Source organism: Sedimentibacter sp. (assembly GCF_033447055.1).
In the GTDB taxonomy this organism is placed as follows: domain Bacteria; phylum Bacillota; class Clostridia; order Tissierellales; family Sedimentibacteraceae; genus Sedimentibacter.
The window spans coordinates 1-16,382 of the sequence record NZ_JAWQJF010000134.1; the positions used below are offsets into that span (position 1 = coordinate 1).

General features: G+C 29.3%; 20 protein-coding genes, 1 other RNA gene and 1 riboswitch. Of the genes, 2 read left to right on the plus strand and 19 right to left on the minus strand.

The window, feature by feature from the left end:
• From spo0A to spoIIIAA, 18 genes are all read right to left on the minus strand, one after another.
• Window positions 1-774, minus strand: a 774-nt coding sequence (gene spo0A / locus SA378_RS09275) for a sporulation transcription factor Spo0A (RefSeq protein ID WP_318525751.1), incomplete at its 3' end; no start/stop codon positions are given.
• Window positions 775-966: 192 nt separating this feature from the next.
• Window positions 967-2,067: a SpoIVB peptidase gene (spoIVB, locus tag SA378_RS09280; protein WP_318525711.1), complete on the minus strand. Its 1,101-nt coding sequence runs from the start codon at window positions 2,065-2,067 to the stop codon at window positions 967-969.
• Between the two features lie 110 nt (window positions 2,068-2,177).
• The gene (gene recN / locus SA378_RS09285; RefSeq protein ID WP_318525712.1) at window positions 2,178-3,842 is read right to left on the minus strand and encodes a DNA repair protein RecN; all 1,665 of its coding nucleotides are present in this window, start codon (window positions 3,840-3,842) and stop codon (window positions 2,178-2,180) included.
• A gap of 10 nt (window positions 3,843-3,852) precedes the next feature.
• Entirely contained in the window at window positions 3,853-4,305 is a 453-nt protein-coding gene (locus tag SA378_RS09290) for an arginine repressor (RefSeq protein WP_318525713.1), read from the minus strand.
• A gap of 27 nt (window positions 4,306-4,332) precedes the next feature.
• Window positions 4,333-5,124 (minus strand): TlyA family RNA methyltransferase, encoded by a 792-nt coding sequence (locus tag SA378_RS09295; protein ID WP_318525714.1) that lies wholly within the window; start codon window positions 5,122-5,124, stop codon window positions 4,333-4,335.
• 154 nt (window positions 5,125-5,278) lie between these two features.
• Window positions 5,279-5,479 (minus strand): exodeoxyribonuclease VII small subunit, encoded by a 201-nt coding sequence (xseB, locus tag SA378_RS09300; protein WP_318525715.1) that lies wholly within the window; start codon window positions 5,477-5,479, stop codon window positions 5,279-5,281.
• Window positions 5,469-6,662 (minus strand): exodeoxyribonuclease VII large subunit, encoded by a 1,194-nt coding sequence (xseA, locus tag SA378_RS09305; RefSeq protein WP_318525716.1) that lies wholly within the window; start codon window positions 6,660-6,662, stop codon window positions 5,469-5,471. The genes xseB and xseA overlap by 11 nt, the downstream gene beginning before the upstream one ends.
• Window positions 6,643-7,611 (minus strand): hypothetical protein, encoded by a 969-nt coding sequence (locus SA378_RS09310; RefSeq protein WP_318525717.1) that lies wholly within the window; start codon window positions 7,609-7,611, stop codon window positions 6,643-6,645. The genes xseA and SA378_RS09310 overlap by 20 nt, the downstream gene beginning before the upstream one ends.
• The gene (nusB, locus tag SA378_RS09315; protein WP_318525718.1) at window positions 7,608-8,012 is read right to left on the minus strand and encodes a transcription antitermination factor NusB; all 405 of its coding nucleotides are present in this window, start codon (window positions 8,010-8,012) and stop codon (window positions 7,608-7,610) included. Before nusB ends, SA378_RS09310 begins: the two co-directional genes overlap by 4 nt.
• 164 nt (window positions 8,013-8,176) lie before the next feature.
• Window positions 8,177-8,575 (minus strand): Asp23/Gls24 family envelope stress response protein, encoded by a 399-nt coding sequence (locus tag SA378_RS09320; RefSeq protein ID WP_318525719.1) that lies wholly within the window; start codon window positions 8,573-8,575, stop codon window positions 8,177-8,179.
• Window positions 8,576-8,617: 42 nt separating this feature from the next.
• Window positions 8,618-9,322, minus strand: a complete 705-nt coding sequence (locus SA378_RS09325) for a SpoIIIAH-like family protein (protein WP_318525720.1) — start codon at window positions 9,320-9,322, stop codon at window positions 8,618-8,620.
• A gap of 14 nt (window positions 9,323-9,336) precedes the next feature.
• A complete protein-coding gene (locus SA378_RS09330; protein ID WP_318525721.1) occupies window positions 9,337-9,900 on the minus strand; it encodes a hypothetical protein in 564 nt (187 codons plus the stop codon).
• Window positions 9,893-10,348, minus strand: a complete 456-nt coding sequence (locus tag SA378_RS09335) for a hypothetical protein (protein WP_318525722.1) — start codon at window positions 10,346-10,348, stop codon at window positions 9,893-9,895. The genes SA378_RS09330 and SA378_RS09335 overlap by 8 nt, the downstream gene beginning before the upstream one ends.
• A 3-nt stretch (window positions 10,349-10,351) precedes the next feature.
• Window positions 10,352-11,503 carry a stage III sporulation protein AE gene (locus SA378_RS09340; protein WP_318525723.1) on the minus strand — a complete coding sequence of 384 codons (1,152 nt, stop codon included), beginning with the start codon at window positions 11,501-11,503 and terminating at the stop codon, window positions 10,352-10,354.
• Window positions 11,504-11,507: 4 nt separating this feature from the next.
• Entirely contained in the window at window positions 11,508-11,906 is a 399-nt protein-coding gene (locus SA378_RS09345; RefSeq protein ID WP_318525724.1) for a SpoIIIAC/SpoIIIAD family protein, read from the minus strand.
• A 2-nt stretch (window positions 11,907-11,908) separates the two neighbouring features.
• A complete protein-coding gene (gene spoIIIAC, locus SA378_RS09350; RefSeq protein ID WP_318525725.1) occupies window positions 11,909-12,106 on the minus strand; it encodes a stage III sporulation protein AC in 198 nt (65 codons plus the stop codon).
• A 10-nt stretch (window positions 12,107-12,116) separates the two neighbouring features.
• On the minus strand, window positions 12,117-12,626 hold the full coding sequence (locus SA378_RS09355; RefSeq protein WP_318525726.1) for a hypothetical protein: 510 nt from the start codon (window positions 12,624-12,626) through the stop codon (window positions 12,117-12,119).
• Window positions 12,613-13,545 (minus strand): stage III sporulation protein AA, encoded by a 933-nt coding sequence (gene spoIIIAA, locus SA378_RS09360; protein WP_318525727.1) that lies wholly within the window; start codon window positions 13,543-13,545, stop codon window positions 12,613-12,615. Before spoIIIAA ends, SA378_RS09355 begins: the two co-directional genes overlap by 14 nt.
• 184 nt (window positions 13,546-13,729) lie before the next feature.
• A riboswitch (FMN riboswitch) is annotated at window positions 13,730-13,843 on the plus strand.
• A gap of 183 nt (window positions 13,844-14,026) precedes the next feature.
• Between spoIIIAA and SA378_RS09365 the strand changes: the two genes are divergently transcribed.
• Both SA378_RS09365 and SA378_RS09370 read left to right on the plus strand, forming a co-directional pair.
• On the plus strand, window positions 14,027-14,638 hold the full coding sequence (locus tag SA378_RS09365; RefSeq protein ID WP_318525728.1) for an ECF transporter S component: 612 nt from the start codon (window positions 14,027-14,029) through the stop codon (window positions 14,636-14,638).
• 118 nt (window positions 14,639-14,756) lie between these two features.
• Window positions 14,757-15,989, plus strand: a complete 1,233-nt coding sequence (locus tag SA378_RS09370) for an MFS transporter (RefSeq protein WP_318525729.1) — start codon at window positions 14,757-14,759, stop codon at window positions 15,987-15,989.
• A gap of 40 nt (window positions 15,990-16,029) precedes the next feature.
• On the opposite strand, the gene rnpB is transcribed toward SA378_RS09370, so the two are convergent.
• Window positions 16,030-16,366, minus strand: an RNA gene (gene rnpB, locus SA378_RS09375) — RNase P RNA component class A.
• Window positions 16,367-16,382: the final 16 nt, after the last annotated feature.

Below are 16,382 nucleotides of genomic sequence, written 5' to 3' on the forward strand. Positions count from 1 at the left end.
ACGAAGTTTGTCTGCTATCATTGCAATAAACTCACTGTTTGTTGGTTTTCCTTTATTATTATGAATCGTGTACCCAAATATACTGTTGATTGTTTCAATTTTTCCTCTTGTCCAGGCTACCTCGATCGCATGACGAATAGCCCTTTCTACTCTGCTTGGAGTTGTACTGTATTTTTTAGCTATCATTGGATATAATTCCTTAGTTATTGCACCTAAAAGTTCAATATTATTTACAACATCAATAATCGATGTTCTTAAGTATTGATAACCTTTAATATGCGCAGGTACCCCCACCTCGTGCAATATTTCAGTTATTTTAACTTCAAGGCTTAATTCTTCATTAACTTTTTCACTATAAACCATTTCCTTATTTTTGTATTGAACCTTTGAAGTTTCAAGTTCGGAAATTTGAATTAATCTGTCTGCAAAAGATTCGAAATTGAATGGTTTAACAATATAATATTCTACCCCCATATTAATTGCTCTTTGAGTTACCTTATCATGGCCTACAGCTGATAAAATAATAACCTTTGGAAATTTTTTCAATTCCATTTTATGAAGTTTTTCTAGTACGCCAAGGCCATCTAAGTGTGGCATAATAATATCAAGTATTAATATGTCCGGTTCGAATTTTTCAACGGCTTCTAATGCTTTAAGACCGTCCTCAGCCATTTCTACAACATCAAATACACTTTTGCTCATTAAAAAATCTTTTAAAATAAGCCTAAATTCTTTGTTGTCATCTGCAATTACCACTCTAATCTTTTTCAAAATAAAAACCCCCCTCTAAAAATTATCTCTCATTAATAATATACGCAAAAAACATTAAAAACCCTTTTTTTTCTAAAATAATTTTTTTTTATTTTAAATATTATAAAATTCTATATTTAATTCTCTTAATTTTATTTATATTCTGTTTTTACAACAATATAACTGTTATTTTCATTTTTTTATTAAAATATTCTATTATATATCAAATTTATTGCTATTGCTATAAATTTCATCAAAAATCCATTCTATATAAATTCCATATCCCTTTGTTGGATCATTCATAAAAACATGAGTTACTGCGCCTACCATTTTATTGTTTTGAATGACAGGACAACCGCTCATACCTTGTATAATCCCGTTTGTAAGTTCTAAAAGTTCAGGGTCTACAATTTTTATTACAAAACTTTTCTCATCGGGTTTATTTTGATAAAATATTTTGGTTATTTCTACATCATATATTTGTATTTCATTGTTTACACATGAATAAATTTGTGCTTTACCTAGTTTAATTTCTTCTTTTTTGCCAACTTCAATTAAATTATTACTGAAAAAACCCAGACTTTGTTTATTAATATTGCCGTATATCCCAAAATCAGTATTATTTTCTACAGTGCCAAGACTATCTTCATCTTTTAATATATAGCCTATGATTTCTCCGGGTTCTCCCTTTTTACCAATTTTAATACTAGTTATATTTGCTTTAGAAATAGTGCCTGATTCTATATCAATGAGTGAACCTGTATCAGAATCCGAAATACCATGCCCTATTGCACTGAATTTGCCTGTTTCGGGATCTATAAATGTAACGGTTCCAATTCCGGCAATATCATCTCTAGCCCAAAACCCAAATTTTATTTCATTGCTTTTATATATTTGTACCGGAGTTATATTTAAATTAAAAATTTTTCCTTCTCTTTCGATTTCTAAGCTGTAATTTTTTACACCCTGATTATTGGTGTATTCCAAAATATCATCAGTATCTTCAATTTCAATTGAATCAATAGCTAAAATTTTGTCCCCTATTTGCACACCTGCTATTTTTGCAGGTGATATAGACAATTTATCAGTATTTATTATATCAGCCAATCCGACTACAAGAACACCTTCTGTTTTCAATTCAACACCAATGGTTTGACCACCAGGTATTAAATATTTTCCTTCTGATTCTATAACCTGATTATCCATTTTTGTTAAAATATAAGGATTAGATTTTAAATCAAATCCTAAGTAAACAGCTGTAAGCAATAATGCAATAAAAAAAATAAAGAATAAAACTCTTTTAGCGAAATTTTTCATTTTGCTCTCCTTAAAGTTTTATCCTTAATTTCTCCATGTACAGTATGTTTTATACTTTGGAAATATTTAATTGTATCTTACTTGTACAAAATATTATTCAACAATATTTTTTATATATTACTGCTAAACTCAATTAATTCTTTTGCATTGCTTATTGACTTTTCAGTAATTTTCATACCACTCAACAATCTTGCTATTTCATTAATTCTATCTTCGTCATGAAGTCTTCTAACAGTGCTGTAAGTATTGTTGTCAACAACCTTTTTTTCAATTAAAAAATGATTTTTTGATATTGATGCTATTTGTGGAGAATGAGTAATACATATAACTTGATGTCTAGTTGAAATATAATTCATTTTAATACCGGACATTTGCGCTGTTTTACCACTTATACCAGAATCTATTTCATCAAATATCATTGTTTGAGAACTATCAATATCACTGCTTATTTTTTTAAAAGCAAGCATAATACGTGATGCTTCTCCTCCGGACACTACTTTTTGAACTGAATTTAAATCGCTTCCAATATTCGTAGAAATCATAAACTCTATCTGATCAATCCCATCAAAAGAAAAATTGCTTTTTCTTTCAATGTTTACTTTAAACATAATATTTTTCATATTTAAATCATATAATTCTTTAAGTATTTGTTTTTCAAGAAAATCAGCTGCATTTTTCCTTTTTTTGGAAATTATTTCTGCATACTCTTTCAATCTTCTATACAATTCATTCTTTTCTATCATCAAAATACTTAAATTAGATTCTGCTTCCTTAAGAACTTTAAGCTCTTTTTCTGATAAATTTTTATATTCATTTATTTTTTCAATAGAATAACCATATTTTCTTTTTAACCTACTTATGAGTGACATTCTATTTTCAATAAAATTCATTTTGTTTTCATCAATATCTAATTTTTCCGAATAATCTCTTAAGTCGTGAACGAAAAATTGCAGTTCTTCCAACAAAATTTCTGTTTTCAAAAGATAACTTGCAATTACGTCGTCATAACTCTTAATTTTGTTCAGGATACTGTAAACGTTATTCAAGCCACTATTGTTGTTCATAATCTTAATTGCTTCAAATACTGAATTTTTTATTTCTTGGATATTTGACAGCTTTTTAATTTCCTTTAGCAATTCATCTTCTTCATGTTCTTTTAATTGAGCTTCCTCTATTTCATCTATTTCGAATTTCAGCTGTTCAATTTTTAAATCCTTATTTATAAGTTTACTTTTTATAGTATCTATATCATCACATTTTTTATTGTATTCTAAAAACAACTTGTTATACTCCTCAAATAATGGAGATAATTCTTTTTGTATTAAGCTGTCAAGCAATATAATGTGATTTTCTTTTTTAAATAAACTTTCGTGACCAAATTGCCCATAAATATCAATTAAATAATTTCCGATATCCTTAAGCACTCCTAGAGGAACGGTTTTCCTGTTAATTTTATTAATGCTCTTACCATTTTCCAAAATTTCTCTTGATATTATTAAAAAGTCTTCATTATCTATATCAATATTCTCACTGGCTAAGAAATCACACAAACAATTATTGCTGGAAATATCAAAGATTGCTTCCACCAATGCACTTTTACTTCCTTTTCTTATCAGGTCCTTTGAAGCCCTACCACCTAAAATAAGAGACAACGCTTCAATCAATATAGATTTTCCTGAACCTGTTTCACCGGTGAAAACATTAAATCCATTTTCAAAATTGATAGATTCATTTTCAAATACAGCAAAATTGCTGATATTTAAACTAATCAGCATAATATCACCATTATCTTATATTCTTTTTAAATTCCTGTAATACGTATTCAACAGCTTCCAAAGATCTTATAGCTACAAACACTGTATCATCTCCAGCCAATGTTCCAACTATTTCATCTACTCCCATATAATCAATTGCAGATGCACATATTTGAGCTGCTCCGGGAATTGTTTTTATAACAACTATATTCATAGCATTGTCAATGGAAACAACAGAATTTTCAAATATTTTATATAATCTGTCTGTAATACCTTCCTGACTTTGACCTATAGTAGCATATTTATATTTTCCGTTCTTTGACATTACTTTTACCAATCTTAATTCTTTAATATCTCTTGAAATAGTTGCTTGCGTTACATCAATTCCCATTATTTTCAAGCTTTCAGCAAGTTCTTCCTGAGTTTCTATTTCTTTTTTAGATATTAACTCAAGGATTTTTGTTTGTCTTGTATACTTTTTCATTTGTCACCTCATATATCATTTAGTTTTTTATAACACTTCAAAGGCTTCTTTTATTAAGTCTTTGAAATTCAATACATTTTCATCTTTAATATTTTTTCTTAAATGAGCAAGGTATTCTATGTTGCCATCTCCTCCTTGTATGGGAGAATATGTTAAATTTACTATTGTTAAGTTATTTTTATGACAATATTCATTAAAGTTATTAAGTACATCGAAATGAACACCCTTGTTTTTTACTATTCCATTTTTACCGACATTGTTTTTTCCAGCCTCAAATTGAGGTTTAACAAGTACAACAATATTTGTATTTTCATGACTAATTTCGACAATTTTAGGTAAAATATATTTCAAAGATATAAATGAAACATCTGCTACTATTATATCGACATCATCAGTAAAAATTAAAGCATCAGCATACCTGAAATTTGTATTTTCAATATTAATTACCCGTTCATTTTTTTTTAAAGTATCGTGAAGCTGTCCGTGCCCAACATCAACAGCATACACTTTTTTAGCTCCATGTCTTATTAGATAATCTGTAAACCCGCCCGTGGACGCTCCAATATCTACTGCAACCATATTATCAATATCTATATTAAAAAGCATGACTGCTTTTTCAAGCTTTGAAGCTCCTCTGCCCACATAACACAAATCGTTTGTAACTTTTATAATATCATCGTTTGTAACTTTAAAAGATGCCTTTGTTTTAATTTTGTCATTTACATATACACAGCTATTAATAATAAGATGTTTTGCCTTTTCGCGGCTATCAACAAAACCTTTATTGTGCAGATATACATCAAGCCTATATTCTTCCATTAAATACCCTTTCAATACTTTACATAATTATTCTGCTCAAAAAAACAAAATTTGAACAATTCAATAAAATTATAGCATAACAATTTATAAATATCAATTAATAATTTTATAGTTATTTAAATTATACATTTCTAAAAATATACTTAATCTTTATTTATTCATAACTTTCTTCAATGAATTTTATTTTCTTCTGAGTTTCTTCTAATTTTTTGGAACAATAAGAATAAGCTTTCATTCCCTGTTCATAATTTTTTAATAAATCATCAACAGACATATCATCATTATTTTCAAAATTTTGTACTATATTTTTCAATTCTTCCAATGCGTTTTCAAAACTATCATATTTATCTTTCATTTTCTACCTCTTGCACATTTATTGTTTCTGCCTCGATATTAAAGTCTTTAAACCTTATGTTTAACAAACTTTTGACTTTTACTTGATTGATATGTTTTACAATATTTCCATTTATGTCAGATACAACGGCAAAGCCTTTATCGAGTTGATTTTTATAATTATGTATGTTCAATTTTTCATTTAAAAGTTGTAGCTGAAAATTGCATTCTTTCATTTTTTTATTTGATACGTTATTAAGGATATTCTTATACCCTTCAAGTTCGTTTTTAAGTTTATATATATTTTCCAAAGGTAAATAATTTTTTAATAAATATTTTGATGATTTAATATCTGCTTGTTTTAATGCAAGGCAGTTATATGTTCCACGCTTTAATGCATACACAAGACTTGAAATTTTTTCTTCAATATCTTTATATCCTCTTATAATTCTTTCTGCTGCAGCAGTTGGAGTGTGACAATATTCATCAGCAACATAATCTGTGAGTGTTCTATCTGTTTCGTGTCCTATGCCTGTTACAACAGGAACCTTCGATTTATATACTTCCTCTGCTATATTTATATCATTGAAAACATTTAAATCTTCAAAGCTTCCTCCACCTCTTGATATAAGTATCACATCAGTCTCATTTTTATTGAAATATTTTAATCCATCAAGGATATTTTCTTTAGACTTTTCCCCTTGAACAAGCGTATTGTAAATTACAATCTCAAAATCTGCTTTTACACTTTCAAAAGTTTTTAAAATGTCTTTGATTGCTGCACCCGACTTAGATGTAATAATGCCTATTTTAGCAGGATAGACAGGCAGTTCTCTATGCCTGTCAAACATTCCCTGAGCTTTAAGTTTTTCTTTCAATACTTCTAAATCAAGCAAAATTTTTCCAAGTCCTACACGTTCCAAATTTCTTACAATTAGCTGATAAGTACCCTTCGTCTCATAAACAGACAATTCTCCTTCAACAATAATCTTATCTCCGTTTTTTGATACAGAATCAACAAAAAAAGCGACACAATTTATACAAGAATTTTCATCGCACAAAGAAAAGTAAGTATATCCTGACCTACTCATTCTTATATTCGATATTTCTCCTTCTACTCTAAGGTTATTTAGAATTGAGTTGCTCATTAAATATTTTTTTATGTATTGATTTAGAACAGATACTTTAATAGGTTTTAATTTCATTGTACCACCTGTCGATAATCGGCAGATATGCAAGACCTACAGCATTATCAGATGAATTTACTTTAGAAGGGAAAATCACTCTTAATTTATCATTTAATTCCTCTAAAACTAAATTTCTGATAGTATTGTTTGATGCAACCCCTCCGGTTATTATTATAGTTTTAAAACAATAAATAGATTGTATTTGTTTAATAATATGTAAAATGCAGCTTGCAATATAATTAAATAATGAATATATTATAGTTTCTTTGCTGTATTTATTTTGCAGGTACAAATTATTATAATAATTTTCCATTCCGGATAAATTTATAAATGTAGTTCCTTTTATAGGAGGAATTTTAATTTTATCAACTTCAGAAATGTTTTGTATTGACTTCTCCATATAAAGTCCGCACGGAAAAGGAAATTCCATTAAAGTGCCAATTCTGTCAATAAGCTGTCCAAAAGTAATATCTTTGCTTCCTCCAACTATTTCTGTCGAGTATCCCTTTTGTGCTTTTTTAGCACCAAGAAATTCTGTTGTTCCTCCTGATATATGAATAGCAAGGATATCATCATTTATTTCTTTGTATAGTTCAATTAAAGAAGCAGCAATATGATTTTCCTGATGAGAATATTCAATATAGCTGCAGTTCAATGTTTCGGCAATTATTTTTCCATAATTTTGACCAACTGTAAAAACAGGCATGTATGAGCCGTCTACATTTCTAGGTCTTGAACTGACAGCCACCGTGCTGATAAGTTTCATATCAACATTTATTTCACTGTAAAGTTCTTGGAAGTTTTTAAGGTGCTGAAAAACTGCATCTTGCTGTCTGAGTCCCCTTTGTCCCAATGGAACCAGAAGCACTTTTCTTTTATCATCTATTATTTTATTTTCTTTTGCATCAATTAAAGCAATAGAAGTAGTATATGCACTTGTATCAATGCCAAGTATATATTCAATCATTCTTTTATATTCCTTACAACTGTTCCAAGAATTCCATTAATGAATTTATGAGAATCATCACTAGAATACTTTTTGCTGATTTCTACAGCTTCATTAATTGAAACACTTTCCGGAATAGTATCATTATATAATATTTCTGATAGTGCCACACGAAGAACTGCAAGATCTACTTTAGCTATTCTTGAAATTTTCCAGTCTTTAGAATTATCTGTAATGTGTTTGTCTATTACATCCATGTGGTCAATCATATCTCCAATTGTTTTGTTCAAGTAATCAATATCCACGTCATCCAGTCCAAAATGTTCTACAAATATGGGTGGATATGATTTATCAAATTCTTTGTTAACATCCATACAATATGCTAATTTAACTGCATCTTCTCTTGTTTCTTTTCGTTTCATATTTCCTCCGTTAGTAGCTATAGCTATAATATGCTACCATGCTTTTTGAATATAAGCATTTAGTTGCCTGAATTTGGCAATCATACATAGTTTTTAATCACTTATATTGTAAGTAAAACAATTATAGATTGACAATAATAAATTGTCAATCTATATTCGTTATATTAGTCTACTGCTATGTCAGAGTCTGTATTTTCTTTGTCTTTATCTTTATCTTTTTCTTGTATTATATTAAGTACATGAACATTTACGGAAGTCACTTCCAAGTCTGTCATAGTTTCTATTTCTTTTTTAACAACTGCTTGAACTTCTTTAGCAACTTCGTTTATTTTGTAGCCATATTCTACATTTATGAAAATGTCTAAAACAACAATATTTTCATTTATTTCAACTTTTATTCCCTTTGAGTAATTATTCTTAGAGAATAAATTTGAAATTCCTTCTGCTACTCCTGTACGAGTTGTACTTACACCCTTTACTCCGCTGGTTGCGATGCCCGCAATAATTATTACTACATCATCAGAAATTTTAACCTGGCCATATTCTAAAGTTTCGTTCTCCATATTAGCACCTCCTTAAATAATTATATCAGAAGTTGTAAATTTTTACAAATCAATATTATCAAATTTGACGATTTTTATTTGAATAGGTTCGTAATCTGTTTCTGAAACTATTACGTCTAAAATTTTAGTTGCATCTGCCTGCTCAATTGTTTCATTCGTAATTACTTTAACCATATCTTCATCTACGATTACAACTGTTTCGTTGTAACCTTTGGTCTGAAGCATAAGTTCAATATCTTTTTCAGCTTCTATAAATGAATTCTTATTTAATAGAAGCGCTTCAAATTGACTTTTGGTATCTTCTGATATTAAGGCATTGCTTATATTTTCTTCAAGATGATCTAAAACATCCATATTTCCTTTTTCTTTATTAAGTTTAAAGTTTTCAAAGCATGAATTTAATGTGTCAATAACAGCAGTTGATGATGCTTCAACAGTGTTTAAATCTGTTATGTCTGTTATATCTCCAAGAATTTCATAATCCGTTTCTGTTACATCTGTTGACTCCTCCTGTGCAGCTGCATTTTCACTTTCTTCTGGTAAAGCTTCTGCTGTTGCTGCAGGATCTCCCTCGAGAATTTCAGCAACATCATTTTCGGCGAGTTCATTCTGTTCTTCACTTTGAAATTGTGAATAGTCATCTTCGTTAAATACATTTTCAGGCTTCATGGTCATATTAACATAACCTATGATAAAAATAATTGCCAATGAAGTTATAAATACCAATGTTTCCTTTTTCATAATCATAATAACCCCCTAAGTTAGTTCTTTTCAGATAAAATTATTTCAATTTCATTTAAATTGATATCTAATAAAGTTTTTACACAATTCATAAGAGTTGTATAAATATCTTTACTTCCTGTATAGTCAGCGACAACTAAAACTCCCGATATTTCAGGATATTGGTAATATCTTTCAACTACATCATTATTTGTGCTCAATATAACTTGGTTTTGTTTTGTCTCTCTCATCACCTCCCTTTTTGTTCCATCACTTCCTACTTCAATATTTGTCTCATTGCTGATGTTTTCATCATAGATAGGCTCCATTTCCGGAGTATTTTTTGTATAAATCATAACATCAACGCTTTCCATATTTTCAATTTTACCAAGTATTTCTTCTAACCTCTTTTCTAAGGATTGTACATAGCTATCTGTCGCAACTTCATTTGTGTCCTGATAACTTTTTGATATTTCAGAAGTTTTACTTGATATTTTTGAGGTATTAAAATTCAATACCAATGAAATAATAACAAGTATAATGAATATATTTACTGCGTATTTTAAATTCTTGTTTTCTTTGAACATTTTCAAAAAATTATTCATATATTCCTCCTGATATTATATCTATGTTATCTGAACTAATTTGAAATATTTCAGCTATGTCTCTTTTTAATTCATTTACTTCATCTATGCTCAATAATTTATTTAAAGTTATTTTTACTTTTACATACATACTTTCTGTGAAGCTGAGCTCAATATTTTTAATCACTTCTTCTCCATCGTAATTATTTTTATTTAATTCATCAATAAATTCCTGATCCACACTTTTTATGATTGCCTCCCTTTCGTAGTAAGAAGAAACTGATGGCATGTTTTCCAACATTTTTAAATCAATGCCTCCATTAAGAAATATATTGTTTAAAACATAAATCATGATAAAAATTTTAATTGATATTCGGCAAAATTTTTGGGTTCTGCCTTCCGGGAAAATTATCATTATTACGTTAAACATTAAAATCATTATTAATATGTTAACTATTGTACTTTTCATAGGCTACCCAAAAATGTTATTCATATAGTTTAATAGAATTGAATAATATACAGTTACAATTATTATTGGTGTCATCAGGCATACCAAGTAAATATAAAATAAATCTGCCATCTCATAAATGAGCTTGGATATATTTTCATTAAATGGTTCCGTAAGAACTCCAACTGCTTTGTACAAAATCAAAGCTAACAAAATTTTTATAAGTGATCCACCAAATGCCGATAATATAAAAACTATTATTACTATTCCCAGAACATCTTTTATCATAAGAATGCTTTTTAAAAACACCCCAAAAAAACTTGTTACTGCATTTCCTATAACAGGTACCGCTGCAGGAGACAACGCTTTAATGGAACTTATAAAAATATTATCCGTTTTATATAATATATATCCTTGTACAGAAAAATTTATGACTACTATAATCATATATCCGGATAAAATTAAAAGAGTTCCTTTCTTTAAAAATTTATACAAAAGTTTTGCATTAATAAATTTGCTCATATTATTTATTAAAATTACAGCAATCATTACTACGGTCATAATATCGGTAATATTATATATTAACCGTGTGGTGATACCAATCACATAATTAAGTGATATTTGAAAGAACTGCAATACGCTGAGTTTACCGAAAGTAAGCATCGCTGCCATAAAAACTGCATTTATTTCTTCGGTGATTATTTTGAATTGAGCAAAATCACTTTTTAGTAAATTTTTTATATTTAATACATCCTTAAGTACTATTGTAAAAATTATCATTACAGAAAATAAAATTACTATATCAGATACGCTTTGATTACTTATTTCATCAGAAAAATAATTTATAATTGTTAAAAGCATACATATGATAATAACGTTAACACACGTTCTTAAAATATCTTTAAAAAAGCCTTGTTCATTTTTAAGCTCATACATTAAATAATCCTTTAAGCTGATATCAAGTTTTCCTTTGAATGCATTTACAATTAAGTCTCTTATTTTAATATTGTTATCTTTAAAATATGAGTTGTTGTTATTTATATATTCCTCTACATCTTCAACCGGTATTTCTTCAATTGCTTTATCAAAAGAATATGTTGTGCTGGCATAAACAGGAATGCAGTTTAATGTTAAAATTATTATTAATAACAATATAATTTTCATTTTTAGTTTCATTTCATCACCCATTTACAAGCAACAGTATCTGATCAAGAAATATTTTAATAACATCTATGGAATAAATTAATATCATAAGCTTTCCGGCAATTTCAACTTTTTTTCCTACAGATTCGTAATTTAAATCTTTGCAAAGAACTGATATGAAATCACAAATATATGCAATTCCTACAATTTTTAAAATAGTGCTGAAATATTCAATTTTAATGTCATATCTGACGAAAACACTTACTATTTCCTGAACATAACCTTGCAGTTCATAAAACAACATATAAATAACGAGTATACCGAAGATGGCGGTAATGTAAACTTTGAATTCCGGATTGAATTTTGAAATTGTAATACTTAAAATAACAGTGATTACAGCTATAAATATTATTTTCGCAAGTAACATATCAATCATTATCAATACAAATTAAATACTGACTTTACCTCCACGAATAAATCATTCATCATTCCAACGATTAGAGCCATTACAACTATTACTCCTGCCAGTGTTACAAACATTGCTTGTTCGTCTCTTCCCGTCTTTGCTAAAATTTGATTAAAAACTGCTACTATAATACCGATTGCACCAACTTTAAAAATTAAGTCAATATCCATATTTACCCCCTTAAATCAAAATAACAGCGACCAGGCATCCCACAAGCAATGAAATCCTGTTGTTTAGATTTTTTCTCTCACTGTTGATAATTTCAAAACAGTTCATCGAATTTTTCATTTCTTTCAAAGTTAAGCCTAATTTTTTATCTAAGACATCCGAATATGCACTCCCGTAATAATCAATAATATCTGTAAAATATTTGTTGAATTCATCAGGTGTCATCATTATTTCTTTCATTATACAAACAAAGTTTTTTCTGTTGTTTTTTTCTTCATGATTCAATTCATTCATTAACATCTTGCACACTTGTTCTGTTTCTTTGCTTTTAAATTCATATCTTAAAAATATTTCTTCAAAAGACATTTTCATATCACAGGAATAAATTTGAAGATATTCTGTAAAATCAATAAGTTCCTTCATTCTGGCAATATTATTGTCACCACAATCATTTATAAATTTGAATATGTATTTAATTGAAACAATTATAAGAAAAAATAATGTTACTTTAACCAACATCATTGAAAATCACCTTGTTTCTTTGAAAATCGTATACTTCCTTTGCAACAGAAGGGCTTTTACTGCTTTTTAAAATCAATGCCCTGTCAAAAAAATTGTTCTCAATTATAGATCTCATATATATGTTTTTTTTCACATCTTCTATGCCAAAACCATGAGCAGTTGCAATTATATTTACTCCGCTTTTTAATGCATATTGAATAATTTCAAAATCTTCCTTTGAACCAAGTTCATCTGAGATTATCACTTTGGGTGACAATGCTCGTATGCTCATGAAAAATCCTTCTTTTTTCATGCAATAAGATAATACATCAGTTCGTCTGCCCACATACATTTGAGGCACACCATTAAAAACAGATGATATTTCTCCTCTTTCATCAATTAAAGTAACGTCGCATCCTTCAAAATATGGAAATTTAATACCGTCGCTTAGATTAACTGATATGTCTCTTATAAATGTTGTTTTGCCTGAAAGAGGGGGTCCTATAATTAAAGTATTGTATATATTTTTGTTTGAATTCATAAAATACTTTAGATAATTTCTCGTACAACCGGGAAATTCTCTGGCTATCCTTATATTTAAAGAAGTAATGTTCTTGAATCCCTTAAATATATTACCCTCATAAATACAATCACCCCCAAGACCAACTCTATGCCCCCCTTCAACGGTTATATATCCGCTCCTAATTTCCTTTTCAAAAGCATGGATCGAATTTTTAGTGATATTTGAAACAGTATCATCAATGTCTTTTTTAGTTACTTTAGTGGTTTCTTCTAAAAAAAATTCTCTTTTATTGCTTTTTATTAGAATTGGACTATTCACTCTAAGTCTTATTTCAACAGCATTGCTTTCAATAAAATCATACTGTTTGGACACTGTGTTTTTTATGTTGGTTCCTAAAATTCTAATAATATTATTCATAAATATTCTCCATCAAATAATTTATCCTTGTCCTATATTCTATAATATTAAGAATCTTTAAAATTATGATAAAATGTATATATAAATTTATATAACAATTGGGTAATAAGTTGGATAAAAAAATATCAATTTAAATTCGTAAAAAGTGTTTACAAATTTGAAAATAGTGATATAATTATTTTGTAAACATCTTCAGGGCAGGGTTAAATTCCCGACCGGCGGTAAAGTCCGCGAGCCGAAAGGTTGAATTGGTGAGATTCCAATACCGACAGTATAGTCTGGATGGTAGGAGAGATTACTTACATATTTGTGAGCAAATATAATTTCTATCGTAGTTACGCCTCTGAAGATTTCAGAGGCTTTTTGTATGCCCTAACCCTATTTTCTCGACCGTAGGGAAGAAAAATAGCGGTAGGTCAACCGCAAAGAATTCCCAGCCTCTCGTAATCTTTAAATCGTGCATAGCACAAGGAGGAAAAATATGAAAAGTGAAATGTCAGTAAAACAAAGAGGAAATGCAAAGGTAATAACAAAAGTAGGTGTGTTGTCTGCAGTAGCAACAGTATTAATGTTGTTTGACTTCCCGCTGTGGTTCGCACCAAATTTTTACCAATTAGATTTTAGCGAAGTACCGGTATTGCTTGGTACATTTGCTTTAGGACCTGTTGCGGGTATTGCAACAGAATTTGTAAAAATTATTATTAATTTTGTTTTAAACGGATCAGATACAGGTGGAATCGGAGAAGTTGCAAACTTTATAGTAGGTTGCTCTTTCTTAATACCAGCAGGATTAATTTACAGCAGAAATAAATCATTTAAAACTGCAATACTAGGACTTTTAGCAGGAACTTTAACTTTAGCTTTAGCTGGATCAGTTATGAATTATTACTTGCTTCTTCCGGTTTATTCTAAAGTTTATGGAGCTCCAATTCAAGCTTTCATAGATATGGGAAATTTATTAAATCCTGCAATTACAGATTTAAAAACATTTGTAATGTATGCGGTAGTTCCTTTCAATATATTTAAAGGAATTGTTACATCATCAATTGTATTATTAATATACAAAAGAATTTCACCAATATTACACAAATAGTACCGAAATTAAACCGCAGGTTAATGCCTGTGGTTTTTTTTATTTCACTTGACGTCAGGATAGCTTTGAGATTATAATAATAACGTTATCCCACAGTAAATATTTGAAAGGAATTCTTATGAAAATAAAGCTGTATTCTGTGATATATTTTCTTAATTCGTATCTGTCAGGACTACTCATTCCTGTTTTAAGTTTATTATTAATTGAAAAAGGAGCATCATTAAGCAATTTGTCCATAATTTTAGGCTTATACGCTTTAACTGTAGTTATTTTGGAACTCCCTACAGGAATTATGGCAGATATTTTTGGTAGAAAAAAAACATTTTGCATTTCATTGATAATTTCAGCCACGAGTTTTATGGTTATTTTGTTTGGACGAGGTTTTATCATCATGTGCATTGGCATGATGCTTTATGGATTGAACAGGGCTCTTGCTTCCGGTTCATTTGATGCATTGTTCATTGACTACTATATCGATAATTTTGGTAAAGAAAAACTTCATAACATTACTACGCGCCTTTCTGTTTTAGAGGCATTAGGATTGTCTACAGGTGCTATATCAGGAGGTTTTTTTCCAAAAGTTTCTGCATATTACTTCCCTGATCTTGGCACTTATGATTTAAACCTTATTATAAGAATTTTATTGACTGTAACTGTGGCAGTTTTATCAATTATATTTATTACTGAAGCAAAAAAAGTAGAAAAACATGAACGCATATCAATAAAGCAGCATGTTAAAAACAGTTCGTCATTTGTAATGGAAAATACTACTGTAATTTGTATTTTCATTTCCGTTTTTTCAACTGGATTTTTCTTAAGTTCTCTTGAAACTTATTGGCAGCCTCACTTTATATCTCTTTTACCTGATAAAGGCATGATGGGTCTTCTAGGATTGATGGCTTTCTTGTATTTGGGCGCTGCTATGTTGGGAAGCATTGTTTCAAATAAATTAATTAAAAAATATAAATTTAATTCTAAAAAAATGTATTTGACTCTTCGTTTGTTGTTGGCTCTTTCATTGATATTTACAGCGCTGCAAACAAACATACCTTCTTTCATATCACTTTATGCCAGCATATATTTACTGTTTGGAATGGCTAATATTCCGGAAGGTGCAATATTAAACGGAGAAACACCCAGTGAAATAAGAGCGTCAGTTTTATCTACATACTCATTTATATTTCAGATAGGCGGTTTATCAGGATCAATATTGTACAGCGTCATAATAAATTATGTATCAATACCAAATATTTGGATTATTGCTGCATGTATTGTATTAATTACTGTTGCCATAACATTTAAAAAATTCTTATCCAATTCATCTGAAGTTTCAATAGAAACAAATAAATAATAAAAAAACACCTGCTAATTGCAAGTGTTATTTTTTTATTTTGGTGAGTAAATACATAAGCCGAGTTCTGTATTAAACAGTCATCTATCTACGCTTGCTGTTACCAGCAAACTCTAGCAACCTACCATTTGGACTGTGACGAGCAGCCACTCCAAGGTCCGTTCTTGGTCTTGCTCCAGGTGGGGTTTACATAGCCAATTAGTCGCCTAATTGCTGGTGAGCTCTTACCTCACCTTTCCATCCTTACCACTTGCGTGGCGGTCTCTTTCTGTTGCACTTTCCTTAAGGTCACCCTCACTGGGTATTACCCAGCACCCTGCTCTATGGAGCTCGGACTTTCCTCATACATTTCTGCATGCGACTGTATAATTTACTCTAGGTTATATTACAATA

What these genes read in the sequence shown, in the direction of transcription:
- spoIVB (WP_318525711.1), bottom strand. Translation starts at nt 2,067, where the DNA reads ATGAAAAATTTCGCTAAAAGAGTTTTATTCTTTATTTTTTTTATTGCA.
- recN (WP_318525712.1), bottom strand. Translation starts at nt 3,842, where the DNA reads ATGCTGATTAGTTTAAATATCAGCAATTTTGCTGTATTTGAAAATGAA.
- SA378_RS09290 (WP_318525713.1), bottom strand. Translation starts at nt 4,305, where the DNA reads ATGAAAAAGTATACAAGACAAACAAAAATCCTTGAGTTAATATCTAAA.
- SA378_RS09295 (WP_318525714.1), bottom strand. Translation starts at nt 5,124, where the DNA reads ATGGAAGAATATAGGCTTGATGTATATCTGCACAATAAAGGTTTTGTT.
- xseB (WP_318525715.1), bottom strand. Translation starts at nt 5,479, where the DNA reads ATGAAAGATAAATATGATAGTTTTGAAAACGCATTGGAAGAATTGAAA.
- xseA (WP_318525716.1), bottom strand. Translation starts at nt 6,662, where the DNA reads ATGAAATTAAAACCTATTAAAGTATCTGTTCTAAATCAATACATAAAA.
- SA378_RS09310 (WP_318525717.1), bottom strand. Translation starts at nt 7,611, where the DNA reads ATGATTGAATATATACTTGGCATTGATACAAGTGCATATACTACTTCT.
- nusB (WP_318525718.1), bottom strand. Translation starts at nt 8,012, where the DNA reads ATGAAACGAAAAGAAACAAGAGAAGATGCAGTTAAATTAGCATATTGT.
- SA378_RS09320 (WP_318525719.1), bottom strand. Translation starts at nt 8,575, where the DNA reads ATGGAGAACGAAACTTTAGAATATGGCCAGGTTAAAATTTCTGATGAT.
- SA378_RS09325 (WP_318525720.1), bottom strand. Translation starts at nt 9,322, where the DNA reads ATGATTATGAAAAAGGAAACATTGGTATTTATAACTTCATTGGCAATT.
- SA378_RS09330 (WP_318525721.1), bottom strand. Translation starts at nt 9,900, where the DNA reads ATGAATAATTTTTTGAAAATGTTCAAAGAAAACAAGAATTTAAAATAC.
- SA378_RS09335 (WP_318525722.1), bottom strand. Translation starts at nt 10,348, where the DNA reads ATGAAAAGTACAATAGTTAACATATTAATAATGATTTTAATGTTTAAC.
- SA378_RS09340 (WP_318525723.1), bottom strand. Translation starts at nt 11,503, where the DNA reads ATGAAACTAAAAATGAAAATTATATTGTTATTAATAATAATTTTAACA.
- SA378_RS09345 (WP_318525724.1), bottom strand. Translation starts at nt 11,906, where the DNA reads ATGATTGATATGTTACTTGCGAAAATAATATTTATAGCTGTAATCACT.
- spoIIIAC (WP_318525725.1), bottom strand. Translation starts at nt 12,106, where the DNA reads ATGGATATTGACTTAATTTTTAAAGTTGGTGCAATCGGTATTATAGTA.
- SA378_RS09355 (WP_318525726.1), bottom strand. Translation starts at nt 12,626, where the DNA reads ATGATGTTGGTTAAAGTAACATTATTTTTTCTTATAATTGTTTCAATT.
- spoIIIAA (WP_318525727.1), bottom strand. Translation starts at nt 13,545, where the DNA reads ATGAATAATATTATTAGAATTTTAGGAACCAACATAAAAAACACAGTG.
- SA378_RS09365 (WP_318525728.1), top strand. Translation starts at nt 14,027, where the DNA reads ATGAAAAGTGAAATGTCAGTAAAACAAAGAGGAAATGCAAAGGTAATA.
- SA378_RS09370 (WP_318525729.1), top strand. Translation starts at nt 14,757, where the DNA reads ATGAAAATAAAGCTGTATTCTGTGATATATTTTCTTAATTCGTATCTG.